The following is an 18,122-nucleotide window of genomic DNA, read 5'->3' on the forward strand; positions in this document are numbered from 1 at the left end:
AATGTGGTTTGAGGGGCAACGGAACAGAAAGTGCACTTAAGCTCAGTCGCTGCCCCGCGAATCCCATTTTGAATCGTTTAAGTTGGAAGTCCCGTTTGAGCGATTTCGCTCCACCCCCGGTCGAACGTGAACGTCTTGGCGTGAGCGACGGGATTCTGAATTCGGAGCACGCGCGCCTGTACCGAATCGGTCGCGTGTTCGACCACGTACAACCAATACGCATCGCCTTTTTCACGGGCACAATCGAATTGCGTGTGTGACAACCCCACTGGCCGATCTCGCAGGCTGCCCGTCATTGACTTTACTTCTACCCATCGAATCTGCCTGCCACCGCTGTCGGCCTCGTAGAGGTCAAAACCGGGGTTACCATTCAGTGTGCGGCGCAATTTTGGCTCAAGGCTAATGATTAGGTCGATGGCGTGCCCTTCGATCTGCATTCGCGCCGCTTGATCGAGGTCATCGGGGTCTGGGCCATCGTCATCCGGATGTGCGCCAACATAGGAAATGAAGGGCCGCGCCCCGGTCTGGCCGGGCGTTCTCTTACCATAACCACCGGCATTTCCACTTCCTTTACCGCCAGATGCGCCATGGTCACCTGAGCCACCATGTGCGTCTTCATTGCCCTGGCCGTTGCCGCGTGGTGTGCCGGTACCAGTGCGGCCTTGGCCGGCGCGTCCCGCGCCAATGCCCACGCCGTCGCCACCATCGGGATCGGGTGTTCCAGGCGGGATATCTGGCATGTCGTCGCCATACAGGTCTTTCGCATCGTCGTAAACGTCACCGTTGGATGGCTCGTCGGCCTCAGGCTCGAGGTCGGTGGATGATTCGGGTTCTGGTGTTGAACTGGCGCTTAAGCGAGATACCAGCTCAGCAACGATAGAGGGGTCTCTTCGTAGTAAATCCAGAATTGCCGGATCAATGCCTGCCTCTCTGGCTAACTGATCGATGATCGGCGGCTTGAATGCAATCTTGGTCAGCAGGAAAGAATTGGGTTTCCAGCCAAGGGTTTCGAATACTACGAGCGCCGGAGTTACGAGCTCACCGTCGGCGTTCGGCACCCAGGCGGCCTGATTGAGCGTCCGAATGAAAGCTGCGTCGAATCGGGCGGTCTTTGTCTCGTGGTAATAGCTCCATTTGTAGGAACCGTAGAAGGCGGCAGTACCGCGCGCCTCAAGGTCAGCTAACGCCTCCCACAGCACCTTCACTTTGGCTGCTGCCTCCTGGGGCTTCAGCATGGGTAAGAACTCCAGCAGCTGCGTCAGCCCCCGAATAGTGAAGTCTTCTGGTTGGCTTTCCCATTTCGCGCGCTCAAGGCCTGCTTCACGGCGAATCTGCACCTTTTCGGAATGCGCGAGCCCCGACGGTGTTGCTTGAGGAATGAGATAGCGGCTTGCGCCACACGACACCAGCAGGTCGCGGATGTCTTCACCGCGCAAGCAGTCGTATTCGTTGTCGACGATCAGAATGTTTTGCACGCCGGCGAATAACTGCTGCAGGCGATCAGTGGCGATGTAGATGTCTCCGGGCTTGGCGAGGTAGGGTTTGCCATCGCCGGTGTCGACCACCATTACAAAGTTAGTATCGCGTAGGGCCGAACGGAGCTTTTCCTTTTGGCTGGCCGAGTCTGTGTTAAAAGCATTACGGATACGCTCGATGTCGGCAGCGTAAGCATCGTCGCCTACATCCACAGGTGCCTGCTGGTACTTCGGCAGGAGGTTCCAGATCACATCGTCCACCGGGTCGGGCTCGGTAATGCCTAGCGAACTCAGAAACAGGCGCGTCTCGGGAGTCGCGCATACCGCGTGGCGCATTGTCGGGAAGCTGGTAGCAATGACGCTGGGCAAGAATGCCTTCGCTTTCCCGTCCTCGCGGGCGACAACGTGGCTGCCATCATCAAGGCGGATTAGCGGAACGGTGTCGAGGTGGCGTCGCAGAGCCTTCTCCTGCCCGCTCAGGAATTCGTACAGCCGCGATATCCACTCATCAGGTTGAGCCTCAAGGAATGACTTACTTAGGCTCGGCACCAGCTTTATCGGTGTGATCTCGTCGATGTCGAGTTCGCGCATCAGGTACTGGCGAATCTCGGGCGCCTTGTCCTGAGTGATGTCGCCAGACAACCAAGCTGCGACCTCCGAGTTGAACAGTGCCGCAACCTGCTCTGGGCTGAACAGCTCGCGCAACTCTTGTGTACGCGCCAGCTTGGCCTGATCGGCGCTAATATGCCCGCCGTCGAAGGTCGGAAGCAGCGCTTCCTTCTGAAATGCCTGCAGGACGGCATCGAACATCGGCGCGAACCGCGAATCTTGTGGGAACTTCTCGCGGTCAAGTGGAAGGCACCGAAGTGCCGATACATCCAGCATCGCCTTGTCCCGCATCCAGCGCATCGCCTCCACCAGCAAGCTGGACGTTTCCTTGACCAGATGCTGGTTCCACGGCTCGCCAGGCGGAATGTTGTCGCGGCTGGGCGTGGTGCGGTACGGCCCCTGCACGAGGAAGCCAAGGTGGCTTTCAACCACGGTCGGGAAGAACACAACCAATGGTGATTTGGCCAGTGGCTGCACTGCCCAGCGGCCGGGAGCGTCCTTCACTGCTGTCAGCGAGAAGGCGATTTCTACTCGTCCGATCTTTTGCTGTTCAGCAGAAAACACGTCGCGATGGAACACCAGCCAGTTCTGATCGACTTCGGGGCGATCATCCTCGTTACCAATCACTGTGATGCGCTGAACATTGGCCCCAAGCGTTTCCGGGCTGTTACGCAAGTAGAACCCGGAAGCGCCGCCTTCGACGCTCCAGTTGATTTCGTCGATGTGACGTAGGAAGAGCAGCGCGCCTGGTCCTAAGTGGCGAAACCCTGCCGTGATGTCCTGGGCTGCGCTAGTGTCCTCTGGTTTCAGGGGCAATATGATCTGAGTTTCATCCGCCGCGCGCACCAAACGCGCCATTCGCTTGGGAAAGACGTAGTTCTCAATGGCGAAGTCCTCATCGCCAGAGTGAATCTCCGGAAGATCGGTGACGGTGTAGACCGACTTGAAGCCAAGGCCGAAGCGGCCAATCGAGGACTCGTTCTTGGTGCTTTCGGCAATGTCGCAGACGCTTCGGACGTCTGCCTCGTCGAAGGGCTTGCCGAAGTGTGAGAGCGTCAGGCGGGTCGAGTCTAGAGTGAAGGCAACCTTGCGCGACCCGTGCCAGTCCCCGCGCCTGCCGAGGGCGTCCTCGGCGTTTTGCAGCAATTCAAAGATGAAGTGTGTGCGGTCGTCGTACAGCCCGGCAGCCAGCTTCCCTGACTTTTGAGCGCCCTTGGTACCGTAGCTCTCCCGGTTTTCCTCGCAAATTGCCTCGTAGTTCGATGACACCGCTCTTCCCTCTCGGTCAGGCATCTTTCCGATGCCAAGTTTGCTCAAGTCTGCACAATCTGGAAATAAAATGACAAGATGTCGCAGTAAACTAAACACTTTGCAAATGAAATGGGAAAGCCGATGAGCGACCAGCCAGACGAGATCCTCACGATTGACGAGGTTGCTGCCTTTTTGAAGGCAGGTAAGCGCACGGTCTATCGGCTGGCCGCCAGTGGTAAGCTCCCGGCCTTCAAGCTTGGTGGCACTTGGCGCTTTCGGCGCAGCGATCTGGACAAGTGGATAGTCAGCCGCATCGGCAAAGCGACAGTGGATTATGACGAGGGGGCTGAATGACCTCCAACGCCAACGCCCTCCAGTCCAAGGCCAATCCCCAGCAGCTTGAAGCCATTCTGGCAACCGAAGGCCCGGTGCTCATCATTGCCGGTCCCGGGTCGGGCAAGACCTTCACGCTGGTAGAGCGCATTGTTTATCTCATCACACACAAGGGGATCGCCCCCGAGTCGCTGTTGGTCGTCACCTTCACCGACAAGGCCGCGCGCGAGCTCACTACCCGCATATCCAATCGGCTGGCCGAACTGAACATCCAGTTCAACCTGAACGAGATGTACCTCGGCACCTTCCACTCCATCTGCCTACGGCTCTTGGAGGACTACCGCGAGTTCACGCGGCTCAAGCGCAGCTTCACCCTGTTCGACCAGTTCGATCAGCAGTACTTCCTCTACCAGCACATCAAAGATTTCCGCGAGCTGCCAGACGCCCAGCTTGTCATGGGCCATGACCAGACGGGCCGCTGGGCGCAGTCGGAGAACTTGCTCAAGTGGCTCAACAAGGTCAGCGAGGAGGCGCTCGACGCAGCTACGCTGGCGGTGGCACCGGAATTGGAAATTCGCGCCCTGGCTACCTGTTTTGCCAAGTACCACAAGCTGCTCAATGAGCACAATTCGCTGGACTTTTCCGGCATCCAGTACGAGGCCCTGCAACTGCTGGAGACGCGCCCCGAGGTGCTGGCTCAACTGCGCGACAAGCTCACTCACCTGATGGTGGATGAGTACCAGGACACCAACACCATTCAGGAACGCATCCTTCTGCTGCTCACGGGCGAGCGTCGCAATCTGTGCGTGGTGGGTGACGACGACCAGGGCTTGTACCGCTTTCGCGGGGCCACAATCCGCAACATTCTGGAGTTCCCGGCGCTGTTCAAAGACGGCCAGTGCAAGCAGGTCAAGCTCACCGTCAACTACCGCTCCCACCCGGACATCATCCGTTTTTACAACGAGTGGATGAAGGAGCAGGTTTGGGACGACGGCACTCGGGCGTTCCGCTTCGCCAAGCAGATCGTCCCGCGAGAGGATGACTTCCCCGATCAGCCTACGGCGGTGCGATTGACAGCCAGTGACGACAACGGCGACACCATCAACTGGCACGCCGAGGTACTGGCCTTCCTCAACAGGTTGAAGAACTCCGGCCAACTCTCGGACTGGAATCAGGTCGCCTTTCTGTTCCGCTCGGTCAAGAACGACAAGGTGGTGGCAATGGCACGCTTCCTTGAAGCCCAGGGCGTACCCGTATTCTCGCCCCGCTCAAATATGTTCTTCGAACGCGAGGAAATCCGCCTGATGATTGGCGCGCTGATCTTCCTGTTCCCGCAGTTCCCCAAGGTGCGGGTTTGGGCCGAAGGCGTCACTATGCCCATCTGGGACTACTACGACCACCAGTGCTTCAAGCCCTTCATCGACGAGCTGCGCAAGCCGGAGAACAAGGCGATGCTGGACTGGGCGCGCCCGCTGGCCAAGCGCCACGCCATGCTCACGCAGAACACCGACTACGCTTTCTCTGGCCTGTTCTACCAGTTGCTGCAGTTCCCGCTGTTCTCTCGTTTCCTTAGTAAGGAGGCCGTCCAAGGCGCGGACAAAGGGCGTGCCGCCCGCAACCTAGGCACCTTCTCCAAATTGCTCACCAAGTTCGAGTACCTGCACTTTGTCAGCGTGCTCAACCCCGAGTGGCTGGAAAAGAACCTGCGCGACCTGTTCAACCAGTTCCTGCGCTTTCTGCAGGATGGCGGCATCGGCGAGTACGAGGACGAGGCCGAGTACGCACCCAAGGGCTGCGTCTCGTTCCTGACCATCCACCAGTCCAAGGGCCTGGAATTTCCGGTGGTGGTGTGCGGCTCGCTGGAGGCGGTGCCGCGCAAGCAATACAGCGCGCTCGATGTGCTGCTGGAAGATGGCGGCTATCTTTCCAAAGAACGCTTCGAGCCGCTCGACGACATCAAGAGCTTCGACTTCTGGCGGCTGTTCTACACGGCCTTCTCGCGTGCCCAGAACCTGTTGGTGCTGGCCGCGCAAGAAAAACAGGGGCGCGGCAAGTCGCCGTCCAAATACTTCGAGCGGCTGTTTTACGAGCTGCCCAGTTGGCGTGATGTTGATCTGTCGGCGCTGACCTTCGAGGCCGTCAGGCAGATAAACCTCAAGCGCGAATACTCCTTCACCTCGCACATCACCGTGTTCGAGAACTGCGCTGAGCAGTACCGTTTCTTCAAAGAGCTCGAGTTCACGCCCATCCGCGAAAGCCCGATGCTGTTCGGTACGCTAGTGCACCAAACCATCGAGGACATCCATAAAACCGTGTTGCGCGGTGAGGAAGGCAGCCTTTCCTCTGACGCCATCAAGGGCTGGTTTTCGATCAACTACGCCATGCTCTCCAAAAAGGAGCGCGTATATCTCGCGCCTTCCTCGCAACAGGCGGCGCTACTGCACGTGCTGCGTTACTACGAGCGTGAGAACGGCAACTGGGATCGCATCAAGGAGGCTGAGGTCGAGATATCGCTTATCAAGGATCAGTACATCTTGAAAGGCAGCGTCGACCTGATCCGGGGTGAGCACGACACAGTCGAGATCATTGACTTCAAGTCGGAGAAGAAGCCCAACATGGAGAAGGATAGGGATCGCCTGCGCCAGTACCAGCATCAGTTGGAGGTGTACGCCCACTTGGTGGAAGAGCGCACCGGCCAGAAGGTCAGCCGGATGCATCTGTACTACACCGGCGAAGACGGCGGTAATCCTTATGTCTCCTTCACCAAGGACGAGCGCGCCATCGGCAAGACCATCGCGCGCTTCGACGATATTGTCGCGCGCATCGAGCGGCAGGACTACGCCATCGCCGCACGCCCGGCCAAGCTGTGCCAGAGCTGCGACATGCGCGCCTACTGCGACAACAAGAATTGGAAATTCAGGAAAAACGACGAATGAGCACAACCATATCCACGCAGGAAAGTTTGCAACTGGCCATGCTCGATGGCGGCACCACCAACGTGGAGAAGTACGAGTTCGAGCCCATCAAGGGCTACCCCATGCTCAATTGGCGCGGCAAGCGCCCATTCACCTCGACTCAGTATTACCCGGCGCAGTTGAAGGAGGTCCACGGCGAGGAAGTGGGCGGCTGGCGCAATAAGATTTTCTGGGGAGACAACCTCCAGGTTATCAGTCATTTACTGAAGGAGTTCAGGGGAAAGGTGGATCTCATCTACATCGATCCTCCGTTTGATTCCCGCGTTGACTACAATAAAACTATCTCACTTAAGGGTAAGCGAGTTGATTCTGGCGTATCTGCTTTTGAGGAAAAGCAGTATCGTGACATTTGGTTAAATGATGACTATTTGCAATTCATGTATGAGCGGTTGGTTATCCTGCGCGAATTGTTAGCTGAAGGTGGAACAATCTGGCTGCATTGCGACGTGCATAAGAGCCACCACCTTCGATGCTTGCTTGATGAGGTATTTGGCTCCGACCGATTTGTATCTGAGATTATCTGGAAACGAGCTGCTGCCCGAGGCAACGTTAAGATGGGGCTCAGCACCGCACATGACACAATTTATTGCTATGCCAAAGGTGCGGCGACCAACTGGGCTCCACCTCGTCTTGAATACTCCGAGGAGTATGTTGCAAGGTTCAATCAGGATGACGGCGATGGCCGCAAGTACACCCTCGACAATATGAACAACCCTAATCCGGACCGTCCAAATCTTCGGTATGAGTGGAACGGAGTAACTCGAGTTTGGCGGGTCACTAAGGAGAAAATGCAAGCACTTCATGACGCAGGGTTGCTTGCATACACCTCGTCAGGGGTTGCTCGCTACAAGCGATATTTGCATGAGCTGGAAGGTCAGCCATTGACTACGGTTTGGGATGACATTCAGCCTGTTAATTCACAAGCACTGGAACGAGAAAACTATCCAACGCAGAAGCCTGAGGCTCTTATCCGAAGAATTATAGAAACCGGCTGCCTAGAAGGTGGGCTGGTTCTAGATGCGTTTATGGGCTCGGGCACAACACAGGCTGCATCGATGAAAATCGGGCGGCGATTTATCGGAGCAGACATCAATCTTGGTGCTATACAAACGGCAGTTCAAAGATTGTTGAAAGTTACGTCGGGAGTAAAAGGAGGTGCAGGTTTTGAGATACTTAATGTCAATCACTACGATATCTTCCGTAATCCGGTTCAGGCCAAGGAACTGCTGATCGAGGCTCTGGAAGTACAGAAGCTGGAATTCAGCACTGTGTTCGACGGTGAGAAGGATGGGCGCATGGTCAAGATTATGCCCGTTAACCGCATCGCCACGCGCGCCGACCTGAACGAGCTGATCGCAGGCTTCGATTACAAGGCATGGGAACGCAAGCAGAACGAGTCCCCAAACCGTCCGGTCGAGAAGATTACCCTCGTCTGCATGGGCCACGAGCCGGACTTGTCGGCGCAACTGGAGCTGGCTGCCAAGCCCTTCAAGGTCGACGTGGAAGTGGTGGACATCCTGCGCGATAAAGCCGATTTGGAGTTCAAGCGTGACTCGCAGGCCAAGGTGTCCATCACCAAGGGCGAGCTGGTTGTCGAGCGCTTCTACCCAATGAACCTTCTGCAGAAGCTCTCACTGCAGAAAGAGTCAGTCGAGGACTGGAAGGAGCTGGTCGAATCCGTCCTGATCGACTGGAACTACGACGGCGCGGTGCTGCAACCGACAGTGGTAGATATCCCCAGCAAGAACGAGATGGTCAATGGCGCGTACAAGGTGCCCGAGGACGCGGGCACCATCCGCGTGAAGATCACCGATCTACTCTCGGAGTCGTGGGAAGGGAGCGTAAGCAATGGCGACTAAACGCACAGCCAAAGCAGTGAGCGCGTCGCTTGACTTCGCCTTCTTCCAGTTCCTCTGGCAGTTCTACCAGGCTAACCGAGGGACGATCCGCCAGAGCTATAAGGAGCTCACCCGCAAGTTCCTTGACTTCAACAACCCGGAGAAGAATCCCAGGGCCTTCCTGCGCCAGCCCCAGTATGAAGCACTGGAAACTTACGTCTTCCTCAAGGAATTCCTCGGTAATGCTAAGGTTGAGGAAATCTTCAAACAGTGGTTCGAAAAACAAGGTCGTTTTGCGGATCGCGCCGAAGGTGGTGTGGTTTCTGGCAGTGCAGGCCAGGTGGGCCTGTTCGACAAAATTACCCAGGATCAGTACAAGTCCGTGTTCGCGGCAATGCGCAAAAACTCCCGCGCCTACCCGAACTACATCTTCGCTCTGACGATGGGCACCGGTAAAACTATCCTGATGGCGACCTGCATCTTCTACGAGTTCCTGCTTGGTAACAAATTCGAGAAGGACGCGCGGTACTGCCATAACGCGCTGGTGTTCGCGCCGGATAAGACGGTGTTGCAATCGCTGAAGGAAATCGAGTCCTTTGACCTGACCCGTGTGGTGCCGCCGGAGTACGTCAACTTTCTGAACACACACCTGCGCTTTCACTTCCTCGAAGAAGCGGGCACCTCGCTGGATACGCTGGATCGCTCGCGCTTCAACATCATCGTCTCCAACACGCAGAAGATCATTCTCAAGCGTAAGCACAAGGAAAAAACCTCTGTCGATAAGCTGTTTGGCGCCACCGGCGAAGCGCTATCTGCCACCGGTGTCTATGCCGATGCCGCCGACCTCTACAACTTCGACCAGCCGGAAGAAGAAGGCGAGCTGACCACCAACCAGCGTTTCGAAAAGCTGCGCCGTCTGGAGCAACTTGGCATCTACGTTGACGAGGCCCACCACGCGTTCGGCAAGACGCTGGCCAAGGACATGGGCGTCGGCGCGAAGGAAACGGACACCAGCCTGCGCACCACCATAGACATCCTGGCAGCCAGTCTGAACGCGGCGGGCACGCGGGTTGTGGCCTGCTACAACTACACAGGTACGCCCTACGTGGGGCGCGAAGTGCTGCCTGAGGTTGTCTACGCCTATGGCCTGAAGGAAGCCGTCGACAAAGGTTTCCTCAAGAAGGTCACGCTGCACGGTTACGCCAATACTCGTACCAACGAGTTTGTCGACATCGCCATCGAGAACTTCCTGAAGGAGTCTGGAGATCTGCGTCCGGAAGGCTTGCTCCCCAAGCTGGCATTCTTCGCAGCCACCGTGGAGGAACTGACTGAAGAGCTGAAGCCCGCCGTCGAGCGTGCGCTCCTCAAGTATGGCATCCCAATCTCGCGCATCTTGGTCAACGTGGGTGATAGCAAAATTACCACCAACGACGACATCCGCGAGTTCAATCGACTGGACACTGAAAGCTCGGAAAAACAGTTCATCCTTCTGGTCAACAAAGGCCGTGAAGGCTGGAACTGCCGTTCGCTTTTCGGGGTTGGTCTGTTCCGTGAGCCTAAGTCTAAGGTGTTCGTGCTGCAGGCCACTATGCGCTGCTTACGTGCTATCGGCGAGGCCCAGCACACCGGTCACGTCTTCCTCTCGGACGACAACCTCAACACGCTCAACGACGAGCTGCAGCAGAACTTCCGCATTAGCGCTGATGAGCTGCAAAAGGTCGCCAAGGATAAAGAGCGAGTTGAAGTCCGCGTGATCGAGCCCCCGGTCAAGATCAAACTGGTTCGCGTGCGCAAGCTCTACCAGATGCGTGAGAAGGCAGTTGTGTCCGGCCAGAAGCTGGGCCTCGACCGCACCGATAAGGAAAACTGGAATACGCTGGTCGAGAAGTACCGCCTGATCGAAACGCAGCAAGACGGCTTGACCGCTGCCGACGCGGCGCGTGCCTTCGGTAGTCGAACTTTCGACCTGACCTTGCGCCGGGAAAAGCGTGCGTTTTCCCAGCTATCGCTGGTGGCCGAGGTGTCCCGCTATCTGAACCGAAGCCCCTTGGAGATCGAGGAGCTGCTCAACGCGACCAGCGAAGGCACCGAAGAACTGGTGGCCATAACCAACGAGTTCAACGAGCTGCTCTACGACGAGATCATTCCACGCCTGTTCCGTTTGCTGTTTGATCTTGACGAGTATGAGAAGAAGGACGAATACGAGGTCGATCTGATCAAGATGCCTGCCAACGGCTACTACGAGGTGTCGGCGGCCAAGGACAAGATCGTGCGGATGCACGATGCACAGATCAAGGACGAGGAGCGCGCCAAGAGTTTCCACCTCGACACCTACTGCTTCGACTCCGGCTCGGAGAATTGGCTGTTCAGGGATCTGCTGCGCGAGCAGCGGGTGAAGAAGATCTACTTCACCGGGATGCTGACCCACGGCCAGTCCGACTTCTTCATCCAGTACATCGACCCAGATTCGCGCACCGTGCGTAGCTACTACCCCGACTTCATCTTTCAGCGTGAAGAGCCGGATGGCAGCCTGAAGTACGTCATTGTCGAGGTGAAAGCCGACAACCAGATCGAAGATGCCGTGGTGCAGGCCAAAAAGGACTTCGCCCAGCAGATCGCCGTGGCCAGTGGGATGGAGTACCGTATCCTTAAGTCGTCGGATGCTGACAAGAGGCATTTTCGAGTGTTGCTTTAATGCGGAGGGTTGCATTAGGAGGTGGAGTTGGTGTCTCAACTTCCTGAGCCCCCAAAACCTACTTATGCCGGACGCGCAGGTCGGGCGTTTGACGATGTCTCTTCGGTTCGTAACCGGATCGCGATTCATCTGTCCAAGATGAATCACGGTCCTGGTGCCAGTGACATTTGATTGGCCCAGATGCATGCTAGCCAAGCCGACGAGGGCTTTCAACGCCACTCCATTGCAGTCCGGTCGGATGAGGCAATCTTCCGTTAAATTAGCCTTAATCTAGGAGAACTCTTCTTAACTATAGTGTCAGTAGTTAAATTTCCAGAGATCACTGACAATCTCGTAAGCTGGAAAGTTAAGGCATTAATCTCATCTATATTTAGACTCAGGCTTTCCGCAATTTCACGGCGGCCTTGTTTTCGACTATGTAAAACGTCTAACACCTTAGTGAGTAGTTGCGATGTCTCCCGCTCCATCGACTCTGGTTCATTAGTCCTATATCCACTTTTGGCGATATCTATGCAGAGGCTGCGGTAATTCCATTCACTTACCAATCCCAATGAGTTAAAACGGTATGCCATAGCCGCAAGTGACACACCAAAGTAATGTTTGAGCTTCATTAGGTGCTTAATCGTGTAAGTAGGTGGCTGATTAGCAGCCACACTTTCTGCAGGCATTAGGAAGGCTGCAGCAAATGCATCAGCCTGTCGCTCCATTTCAGGTCCGTGAGCTTCGCCGTGCTGCATGGTGTAAACGTCGCGCACCAGATGGCCTAGCTCGTGCGCTGCGTCAAAGCGACTCCGCTCCGCAGACTTGATAGTGTTAAGGAAAACGAATGGTTTCCCTTCGTACCACGTACAAAAAGCATCCACCTCTCGGGTTTCCTCGGCCAGCGAAAAAACACGAACGCCTTTCGACTCAAGCAGGTGAATCATATTGGGAATTGGTGCATTGCCTAGCCCCCATATACGGCGGAGTGTGGCGGCTGCCTCCTCAGGTCCTAAATCGCTTAGGTCGGGTAACTCTGCCGAAGGTAGACTAAATCTTTCCTCTATCCAATGGTTAACTCTGAACGCGATGGCACCTGCCGCAAATGTGCAAGCTTTCAATGAGTCGGTCATTTTTGAAAGTTTACGAAAACTTACCGAATGCTCCTTCAGCTCTGGCATATCTTCATCAATGAAGAAAAATTGCTGAGGGAAGTTTAGCAGTTTTGCAATTTTTTCCAAGGTCGCTGGGTCAGGATAAAATGCCCCAGTTTCGTAATTCTGCAGGCTACGACTAGTGATGTTTAACGCCTTGGCCAGCTGAGCTTTAGTGAAGCGTCTTCTCACCCTGGCAAATGTGATTTGCTTGGGATTTATTTCGGGCATGACAACATTACTCAAATGTACCAAGTTTAGGCTCTACTTCCACCAAAATCTGAGGGTTTGATTTATCTTCGCGAATGGTGAAATTGTCAGGATTGTTAGAAACGCTTCCCAAGAGTAATCGGATACCCCAGTTGGTAATTTTTTTATTACCAAAGCCGGTCGGCAAGGATAGCTCATAACGAACTTCCTTAAGGACTTTGTCGTAGTGATAAAGCAGTGCCCAGACTTGGGTTCCGCTCTGGTGCTCTTTGGCAAATTGGAAGGAACCACCATTGAACAGCTCTAATTGACGATTTGTTTGAGCAAAACCCTCAGCAACCGCTCCTTTCTCGGCCTGGTTCGTGGGGTCATCAACGCCATTCTTACCAGTCTCGCTGTTGCCAGTCATAACCACGATGGAAACGCTGCGATCAGGCGAGGTAATGAATGGGCAGTTCTGCTGTTCATGAATATGCCAGTGAGCTCTCGCCATTAAAGTGCGCAGGTCCTGAACAGTTTTCAACCATTGTTGAACACCAGCCGCAGTCGGCGCGGACGCACGATTGGTCTCGTTGCGTCCTCGGACGCCGCCCGTAATGGCGTCGCGGAGGATGAGTGGGACTAGGTCAGGGTGCAGCCCCCGTAACCTGGCTTCCACTTCTGCGGGATCATCAATGATCGTAGCTCGTCGAGTTAAAGCGTTTGAGGCCGTCAGTTCAAATTTGCTCATCGCCGTACCTTACCTTTTCCGGAAACCACACCTCATGTTGAGGTATATAAAGCGGAAAAACAAGTGCCCGATTGAGATTGGCTTTAAGCCGTCTATCTGGTTTAGGAGTCAGGCAGAGTTCCCTCCGGTGTACTTGGTAGTTCGCTCACGGCTATTTGCTGGCTTGAACCATCGTCCGCTTTCGGACCAGGCGGTGTAAAAAGCTCTCGCGCCGGCTCGAGTAATCAAGAAACGATCCCAAAACGCGCCTCTACGTGAATTTCTGGCCTGTGGACCTGCGCGTTTTCTCAGAACCCACGTAGAAGCGCGTACTGAAATTTTCGTTCGACGCTTTTCTCGCCCACAGGGGCAGAAACGGAAGCTTAAGGCCGCAGAACAGCCCAAAGCTGGCCGTGGGCACACCGCCAACGACTCCCTAATCGATGTGCCGGTCAGTCACGGCTCGGTGTCTGTCGTGTCCTAGGCCCAGGTCAACTGACTTTTACTCACCGTCGAAACGGTGCACCCGGTGAACCGCAGTCGCATCGAAGTCATTCAGCCGTTAGGTGCAGCACGTCTTTCAACTCGATGAGCTAGATGCGTGTTTGGATCGGTGGATGTAGGGTTAAATAGGTGGTCATCTATGTTTCTACGTAAAGCACTAAATTAAAAATCGATCCGCTAATCCAGTCCGCCGCAGGTAATATAAAATGTAACAGCCAAAAAAAAGTGGAGTCCACTGCGACCTCAAGTCGCAGTGAATTGAATTAAATATTTACTTGCCGTTTGGCCGACGCCCTTGTGTACACCGGCTCTCCCATTCTTCAAGTTGACCATTAATAATCAGGGCCTCTTCCCCCGCATCCTTGCGATATGCTTTAGCCCAGTCGTCCACGCATTGGTCGACACCTGAATTTGTTGAGCTGGAGGCGGATATCTTAGCCGGCGCGACTGCCCCACCGTTTTCCGGCCCTGTTCCCTTGAGGTATGCAACCACTCTCCCGTCTGCGGCATTACCTAGATAGTAGCCCCGGTGTATTACCACGGGCGTTGAATCCATCTGCTGAATTTGTCCTGCGTATTCATCAGTTGAATTCCAGAGTCCGCTTGCGTTTTGAATCTCAAAGTCGCACACGCCTTGGCGGCATATAACGGTTGCGCGACTGTCCAGAAGTTTCGTGCTGCCGTCATCCATCTTGTAAGGCAGGCGAGATGGAACGTCTGCCACCGTACAGTCCAACCAGTTTTTATTGCGTTGGCTGACTGGGCAATCTTGTACTTCGTTCAATTGCCAGGAATAAGCCGCTGTGGCGCCAAATAAAATTCCGAGTAGTATCACAGCCGAAAACCATTGTTTGAGTATCATCACGCACTCACTATAAGTATAGTTCAGGATTATTTGGATTGACGAGGCCGAAACTCATGCTGTTAGGGCATGCAAATGGTGGCTGCAATCTACACGTGCAGAAAATTGCCCTCTAGGCTTGATCGGTAATTCGCTCAACACATTCATCGTAATATTTTAAGATGAAACGCTGGGCCGCGAAATTTTTTTTAAAGCAGTCTAAAACTGCATGTCGAATGTGGTGTTTTGCGCTGATGAATTGTCTTGCGCATTTAGTGCATTTATATCGATCTTCAGTATCTAAAATTGGGGTGGATAGGCTGTTGCATCTGTCGCAGGAAAGCGATTTTCGTTTAAGCAGATTAATTAAAATTAATTTTGAAGGCTCCATTTTACGACTTTGCGCTATTGGGTCGATAGCAAAAAAATTCTTTATACGTTGGAACATACTTAGCTCAGGGTCTATGGTTTGCCTGAAATACTCTCCAAGTCCATCGGAGCTTTTTTCGAATGCCTGTTTAGTCAGTGCACTTACAGTTTCTCCCATGAGTACCTCCAAATTCTCCATGTCGCTTTCTGAAAAGAATTCCGGGGATAACTTAACCGCATGGCTTACTTTGGTCAGCGCATTAGCTGTCTCCGGGTTAAGGATGTGTTGTATAGATTCGATTTTAGCGTTCAGGTCAGGTCCCGAAGCCCCAAGCTCAATAAGCAGCGACTCTGCTTCCTCAAGCCGTTTCAAAATGTAGGAAAACATTTTACGCCCTTATCAGATCGAGGTTTTGGAGCAAGAGCGGCTGACACACGCCAGAAAGTGTCGAGCGATGCTCTGCTGCGTATCTATCCCCCTAATACGCTCACCTATTCTGTCGCAGAAGCACTGGTAGTGGCCGTTCATTTCCTGCATGAAAAATCCCTTTGTGTACCTCGGGTATAAATGGCTGGAAAGCAACCTAGAAGGTTGATTCTCAACCTGATGAGTTCTTCATGTCAATGAGGTGATGCCCAACCATTTAGGTCGGATTGGGAGGGCGTCGTGACAGAGATCCATCAGCAGCACCTAGCAGGCCGGGTAGGGCGTGCCATTTCTAAGCAGCGCATACGTTGCGGACTGACTCAGGAGGAGGTCGCCGAGCGGCTGGGCGTGGGCAATGAAGCGGTTTCGCGTATCGAGCGAGGCGTGGTGATTCCCAACATTTCGCGTCTGATGGAGTTTGCGACAATCTTTAATTGTGAGGCGGCAGAACTGTTGAACGAGGCGAGCTCACGCCCGGACGATCAGGCAATCCGTATTAGTCAGTTGTTGAAACCACTGAGTCAGGAGGATCGGCAGTTGATCGTGGACCTGGTTGAACACCTGACGAAACGGCTAGGGAAAGCTTGATCGCTGGGGCGACTAGTTTAGCTCTGTGCTTTCAGGCACCAGCGTTCTGATCGAACTTGGCACCGCAGCGTAAGCAGAGATAGTCATAGTGGCCGAACTGATATCTCTGCACATCCCTAAAGGCTGCCATGGCGGTGTAGCCAGATGTCGGACTGGAAACGCTCTCACCGATCAGGTCGAGCAATTGCATGAGCAGGCTTTCGTGTTTGATTTCCGAGTCGATTCCTGAATCTTGGATGCATATCTGGCGAACGCCGAGCAGAAAGTCATCAATGGTTCCGATGAGCATGACGGCTGTGTTGGCGGCCTCCTTGGACAGTACAGCCTTTGACTCGCAGATCAGGCAGCGTAGGGGCGTGGTGTAGCTCCGTAAAAGAGTTAACCACTGAAATCATGTGTTGCATGAGGGAGGCATGAGCCTCCCTCTATGCTGTGAACTCCTCAGGCCACCAGTTGCAGGGCGGTGTTAAGCGCTCGTTGTTTGATGGCGGCACCTTGGCCGAACCATGCTGTGTCCATCCGGTACTCGCTGCTGCGAGCACGGCGTTCGTGATCGACATACTCGGTGACCGCGTTGAGCAAGCCCCAGGCGGTGCCTTTGGCTGCTTCCAGTTCAGCCCCTCGGCCATGCCCTTCATACATGCTCAGCACCTTGGTCAAGGCTCTTTCGTTTGAGATGCCGGAGCGTGCGGGGTTAGCCGCCAGGGCTTCACACAGGACGCTACGCAGGTAGTTCTTGGCTTCATGGGTTTTGACGGGGCGGGCGGCGAGCGTGCGCATGCGATACATGAAGTCATCCCACTGAGAAATGGTAATGCCCAACTGCTGTTTAACGGCGCGTGGGTCGAAGCGCGTGCTGTGCGGAACTTTGATCGCTTGGCTGTCCCCATTGACCGCAATGGTCAGAGTGTTATTGCAGACGACGCGGATTGTTGTCGGCGTCGCGGTAGTGGCCAACGTGCCGTCGCACGAAGTCGCCAACAGCAAATAGCCATTGACCACGTCATTGCCCTTGAGAGCGGCTGATTGCCCAGTCCGCGCCAGTGCCCAGAGCTTGCGTCCGCCTTTCAGCACCCCAGCAGTTTCCAGCTCATAACCCGAGCGTTCGGTCAGGTCCCGATAGAACTCCAGGACATCACGGGGCTGCACCACCTGATAGCGTTGCGAGACTACGGATAACGCAGCTTTTGTATCTGAGCGATACAGCACCTTTTGTTCGGGAAAGGTATGGATGGTGCCTAGATGGCTGGCGGCGTCAGCCATGAAATGTACCGGCGATTCTTGGATCTGCCAGTTCATGCCAGCTTCTTGCTGCCAGACTTCCAGTGGTTGTTTGGGTGAGAGCTGACTTCCCAGGCCATGCCAAGGAGTAGCGCCAACGTAAGCCATTTGTTCGATGAGGTGTGCCATGGAGAGCTTCCTTTTCATTCGCGCACGACGAAGCCGCTGAGTGTTCAGCAGGGATCGGCCGGCGTGCTTGGTTGGATAGGCGAGGGGTAGTGATGGATCAGGCGTAAAAATGCAATTACATCAAACGAGGTAGGTTCGCTGTAACCGAGAGATCAAGCGTGATGACGTCCGCTGAACGACAATCCACAGTCGAGACAACGGTAGTTGTCCAAAACTCGCTCATCGATGACCTCACCTAGTTTTGCACCTGCGATACATCCGGTTGCGGCACCGGCTAAACCACCGAGAATGGCACCTGCCATCCCACTAATAGCGACCCCAGGAGGTCCCGCGATGACACCGATAACAGCGCCAACCTCGGCCCCGGCCATGGCTCCGGTGACCCCCTGGGCGGCACCACCCACAGTGCCAATGAGTGCACCGATTTTCCTTGCGGTATCTTTGGTTGAGATTGAGGTGGAACGGCAGCGGGGACACTGAGTGATCATGAGAGGTTTCCTATAAACGGATGGTCAAGAAGAAGTCATTGCACAGGCATAGAGCGCTACCAAGCAGATCGCGTAGGCGATCAGCTTGAGTGGTGTACTGCTGAATCCTGAGGGCTTACGGTGGATGCAGGGTCGTAATGTGTGACTGAGATTTTTTTGAGTCGAACGCATCAGATAGGTTGAGACCGTCACAACCCCTGGCCATCGTCTTCGACAACTACAGTGAGGAGCATCCAGGGAGGGCGTTGAAATACGGTGTTGCCGCTG

General features: G+C 54.7%; 12 protein-coding genes. 5 read left to right on the forward strand and 7 right to left on the reverse strand.

What is annotated here, in order from left to right:
* Positions 1-77: 77 nt before the first annotated feature.
* A complete protein-coding gene (locus BFQ04_RS19120; protein WP_083218011.1) occupies positions 78-3,401 on the reverse strand; it encodes a DUF3883 domain-containing protein in 3,324 nt (1,107 codons plus the stop codon).
* A 75-nt stretch (positions 3,402-3,476) separates the two neighbouring features.
* Here BFQ04_RS19120 and BFQ04_RS19125 point away from each other — a divergent pair, with 75 nt between their 5' ends.
* From BFQ04_RS19125 to BFQ04_RS19140, 4 genes are read left to right on the forward strand one after another with little or no spacing between them, the layout of a single operon-like run.
* Positions 3,477-3,689, forward strand: coding sequence for a methylation-associated defense system helix-turn-helix domain-containing protein MAD1 (locus BFQ04_RS19125; RefSeq protein ID WP_065952148.1), 213 nt, complete (start codon positions 3,477-3,479; stop codon positions 3,687-3,689).
* On the forward strand, positions 3,686-6,604 hold the full coding sequence (locus BFQ04_RS19130) for an ATP-dependent helicase (RefSeq protein ID WP_065952149.1): 2,919 nt from the start codon (positions 3,686-3,688) through the stop codon (positions 6,602-6,604). Before BFQ04_RS19125 ends, BFQ04_RS19130 begins: the two co-directional genes overlap by 4 nt.
* A complete protein-coding gene (locus BFQ04_RS19135; protein ID WP_065952150.1) occupies positions 6,601-8,502 on the forward strand; it encodes a site-specific DNA-methyltransferase in 1,902 nt (633 codons plus the stop codon). Before BFQ04_RS19130 ends, BFQ04_RS19135 begins: the two co-directional genes overlap by 4 nt.
* Positions 8,492-11,176 (forward strand): TnsA endonuclease N-terminal domain-containing protein, encoded by a 2,685-nt coding sequence (locus tag BFQ04_RS19140; RefSeq protein WP_065952151.1) that lies wholly within the window; start codon positions 8,492-8,494, stop codon positions 11,174-11,176. Before BFQ04_RS19135 ends, BFQ04_RS19140 begins: the two co-directional genes overlap by 11 nt.
* Before the next feature lie 254 nt (positions 11,177-11,430).
* Here the strand turns inward: BFQ04_RS19140 and BFQ04_RS19145 are convergent, their stop codons facing one another.
* The 4 genes from BFQ04_RS19145 to BFQ04_RS19160 form a co-directional block, all read right to left on the reverse strand.
* On the reverse strand, positions 11,431-12,540 hold the full coding sequence (locus BFQ04_RS19145; protein ID WP_065952152.1) for an XRE family transcriptional regulator: 1,110 nt from the start codon (positions 12,538-12,540) through the stop codon (positions 11,431-11,433).
* Between the two features lie 7 nt (positions 12,541-12,547).
* On the reverse strand, positions 12,548-13,249 hold the full coding sequence (locus BFQ04_RS19150) for a hypothetical protein (RefSeq protein ID WP_065952153.1): 702 nt from the start codon (positions 13,247-13,249) through the stop codon (positions 12,548-12,550).
* A gap of 754 nt (positions 13,250-14,003) precedes the next feature.
* On the reverse strand, positions 14,004-14,594 hold the full coding sequence (locus BFQ04_RS19155; protein WP_065952154.1) for a hypothetical protein: 591 nt from the start codon (positions 14,592-14,594) through the stop codon (positions 14,004-14,006).
* A 112-nt stretch (positions 14,595-14,706) separates the two neighbouring features.
* Positions 14,707-15,330 carry a hypothetical protein gene (locus tag BFQ04_RS19160; RefSeq protein WP_065952155.1) on the reverse strand — a complete coding sequence of 208 codons (624 nt, stop codon included), beginning with the start codon at positions 15,328-15,330 and terminating at the stop codon, positions 14,707-14,709.
* A gap of 279 nt (positions 15,331-15,609) precedes the next feature.
* Between BFQ04_RS19160 and BFQ04_RS19165 the strand changes: the two genes are divergently transcribed.
* Positions 15,610-15,957 (forward strand): helix-turn-helix domain-containing protein, encoded by a 348-nt coding sequence (locus BFQ04_RS19165; RefSeq protein ID WP_065952156.1) that lies wholly within the window; start codon positions 15,610-15,612, stop codon positions 15,955-15,957.
* 31 nt (positions 15,958-15,988) lie between these two features.
* On the opposite strand, the gene BFQ04_RS19170 is transcribed toward BFQ04_RS19165, so the two are convergent.
* Both BFQ04_RS19170 and BFQ04_RS19175 read right to left on the reverse strand, forming a co-directional pair.
* The gene (locus BFQ04_RS19170) at positions 15,989-16,246 is read right to left on the reverse strand and encodes a hypothetical protein (RefSeq protein WP_083218012.1); all 258 of its coding nucleotides are present in this window, start codon (positions 16,244-16,246) and stop codon (positions 15,989-15,991) included.
* 152 nt (positions 16,247-16,398) lie between these two features.
* Positions 16,399-17,367, reverse strand: a complete 969-nt coding sequence (locus tag BFQ04_RS19175) for a DUF932 domain-containing protein (protein WP_065952158.1) — start codon at positions 17,365-17,367, stop codon at positions 16,399-16,401.
* Positions 17,368-18,122 lie beyond the last annotated feature (755 nt).

This window comes from Pseudomonas sp. 37 R 15, assembly GCF_900004865.1.
GTDB lineage: Bacteria > Pseudomonadota > Gammaproteobacteria > Pseudomonadales > Pseudomonadaceae > Aquipseudomonas > Aquipseudomonas fluorescens_AM.

What these genes read in the sequence shown, in the direction of transcription:
- BFQ04_RS19125 (WP_065952148.1), top strand. Translation starts at nt 3,477, where the DNA reads ATGAGCGACCAGCCAGACGAGATCCTCACGATTGACGAGGTTGCTGCC.
- BFQ04_RS19130 (WP_065952149.1), top strand. Translation starts at nt 3,686, where the DNA reads ATGACCTCCAACGCCAACGCCCTCCAGTCCAAGGCCAATCCCCAGCAG.
- BFQ04_RS19135 (WP_065952150.1), top strand. Translation starts at nt 6,601, where the DNA reads ATGAGCACAACCATATCCACGCAGGAAAGTTTGCAACTGGCCATGCTC.
- BFQ04_RS19140 (WP_065952151.1), top strand. Translation starts at nt 8,492, where the DNA reads ATGGCGACTAAACGCACAGCCAAAGCAGTGAGCGCGTCGCTTGACTTC.
- BFQ04_RS19145 (WP_065952152.1), bottom strand. Translation starts at nt 12,540, where the DNA reads ATGCCCGAAATAAATCCCAAGCAAATCACATTTGCCAGGGTGAGAAGA.
- BFQ04_RS19150 (WP_065952153.1), bottom strand. Translation starts at nt 13,249, where the DNA reads ATGAGCAAATTTGAACTGACGGCCTCAAACGCTTTAACTCGACGAGCT.
- BFQ04_RS19155 (WP_065952154.1), bottom strand. Translation starts at nt 14,594, where the DNA reads ATGATACTCAAACAATGGTTTTCGGCTGTGATACTACTCGGAATTTTA.
- BFQ04_RS19160 (WP_065952155.1), bottom strand. Translation starts at nt 15,330, where the DNA reads ATGTTTTCCTACATTTTGAAACGGCTTGAGGAAGCAGAGTCGCTGCTT.
- BFQ04_RS19170 (WP_083218012.1), bottom strand. Translation starts at nt 16,246, where the DNA reads ATGCTCATCGGAACCATTGATGACTTTCTGCTCGGCGTTCGCCAGATA.
- BFQ04_RS19175 (WP_065952158.1), bottom strand. Translation starts at nt 17,367, where the DNA reads ATGGCACACCTCATCGAACAAATGGCTTACGTTGGCGCTACTCCTTGG.